The sequence below is a fragment of the Frigoribacterium sp. Leaf44 genome, from assembly GCF_001421865.1.
Classification (GTDB): Bacteria; Actinomycetota; Actinomycetes; order Actinomycetales; family Microbacteriaceae; genus Frigoribacterium.
Genome location: NZ_LMLG01000001.1, coordinates 68,269 through 70,211, shown reverse-complemented (window position 1 = coordinate 70,211; position 1,943 = coordinate 68,269). Strand labels below are relative to the sequence as shown.

The window sequence follows — 1,943 nt, the reverse complement described above, 5'->3', positions numbered from 1 at the left end:
GTGCCGCTCACCTGCGAAGGTGAGCGGCACGTCGTGACATCCCTGTGGCCAGGCCAGGCCAGGCCAGGCCCGACCCGGCAGCCGACCGGACTAGAGCGTCGCGGCCGAGGGGTCCCAGCTCTCGTCGAGCGGCACCGGCTGCTGCACGGCGGACTCGACGGAGACCGGCGCACCCTGCTCGGCGGCCGACGAGATCGCCAGCAGCACGTCGAGCACGTGCGAGGCGACGGCCCCGCTGGCACGCTCGGCGTCGCCACCGCGGATCGCCCGCGCCAGGTCGAGCACGCCCGACCCGCGTCCGTAGGTCGACCCCACGGCGGCGAGCGTCTCGGGCTCGTCCTGGCCGAAGCGCCACAGGCTCGAGTCGCCCTCGAACGTGTTGGGGTCGGGCAGCACGAGGGTGCCCTCGGTGCCGCTGATCTCGACGAAGCCCATGCGGGGCAGCGCGTTCTGGAACGAGAACGTCGACTGCGCCGACTGCCCGCCCGCGAACTCGATGAGCGCCGCGTGGTGCGTCGGCACCTCGACCGGGAAGGTCTGGCCCGCGCGCGGGCCGCTGCCGATGGTGCGCGTGTCGAACGACTTCGACGAGACCGCGCTGACGCGGCTGGCCGAGCCGAACGCGTGCACCAGGGTCGTCACGTAGTACGGCCCCATGTCGAAGAGCGGACCGGCCCCGAGTGCGAACAGGAAATCGGGGTTGGGGTGCCACGACTCGGGCCCGGGCACGTGGAACATCGTGGTCGCCGTCAGGGGCTGGCCGATGTCGCCGCGGGCGATCGCGCGCATCGCGGTCTGGATGCCGGCGCCGAGCACGGTGTCGGGCGCACAGGCCACGCGGACGCCGGCCGCCTCGGCAGCGGCGAGCAGGTCGCGCGCGGACTCGTGGTCGAGGGCGAGGGGCTTCTCGCTCCAGACGTTCTTGCCGGCGGCGATGATCTGACGTCCGACCTCGGCGTGCACGGCCGGGATCGTCAGGTTGACGACGATCTCGATCTCGTCGATCGCGAGCAGTTCGTCGACCGTGCCGTGACCCGGGACGCCGTACGTCTCGGCCTGCGCCTTGGCACGGTCGAGGTCGAGGTCGGCGACGAAGAGCACCTCGAGGTCGGCGAACTGCGTCATGTTCTCGAGGTAGGTGCCGCTGATGACGCCCGCGCCGATGACGCCGACGCCGACGCGTCCCGTGCGGCCGGCGGTCGTGTCGACGCCGCTCACTTGTCGTTCTCCTGCAGCCAGGCGAAGGACTCGGCGACGCCGTCGAAGACGTCCTTCGCGTAGTCGTCGAACTCGACGACGCGCAGCGCGTGCGGCGCGGCGGCGAGCACGGCGGCGACGTCGACGTCGCCCTGGCCGGCCGGGGTCTGGTTCTTGAAGGCGGCGGCGAGCGCGTCGGGCACCTCGAGGGCGCTCTCGCTGCTGGGCAGGGCGGTCGCGATGTCGCCCGAGATCTTGCCGTCCTTGACGTGGAGGAACTGCACACGGTCACCCAGCGAGCGCAGCAGCACCGGGGTGTCCATGCCGCCGACGGTCGACCAGAAGGTGTCGATCTCGAGGACGACGTCGTCGTTCAGGCGCTCGAGGAAGAAGTCGTAGACGGGACGGCCGTCGGCCTTGTTCGCGAACTCCCACTGGTGGTTGTGGTAGCCGAACCTCAGGCCCGATGCCGCGGCGAGCACCTGCAGCTCGTTGACGCGGTCGGCGATCTTCCGGGCGTCGTCGGCGGTCTGCCAGCGGTCGCTCGGGATGAACGGGTCGATGACGGTGCCGATGCCGAGCTGGGCCGCGGCGGCGAAGGCGCGCTCGGGCTCGTCGGAGTCGATGACGGGGGCGTGGCCCGAGGGGGCGGTGACGCCGGAGGCGGCGAAGGCCTTCTCGAACTCGTCGGCACGCTCGACGAACGAGTAGGGCTCGACCTGGGTGAAGCCGATCTCGGCGATGCG

At 71.6% G+C, this 1,943-nt stretch carries 2 protein-coding genes; both read right to left on the bottom strand.

The features are described from left to right. Positions 1–90: 90 nt before the first annotated feature. Positions 91–1,218 carry a Gfo/Idh/MocA family protein gene (locus ASE87_RS00370; RefSeq protein ID WP_056225019.1) on the bottom strand — a complete coding sequence of 376 codons (1,128 nt, stop codon included), beginning with the start codon at positions 1,216–1,218 and terminating at the stop codon, positions 91–93. Then, positions 1,215–1,943, bottom strand: a 729-nt coding sequence (locus tag ASE87_RS00365) for a sugar phosphate isomerase/epimerase (protein ID WP_056225014.1), incomplete at its 5' end; no start/stop codon positions are given. The genes ASE87_RS00365 and ASE87_RS00370, both read right to left, overlap by 4 nt.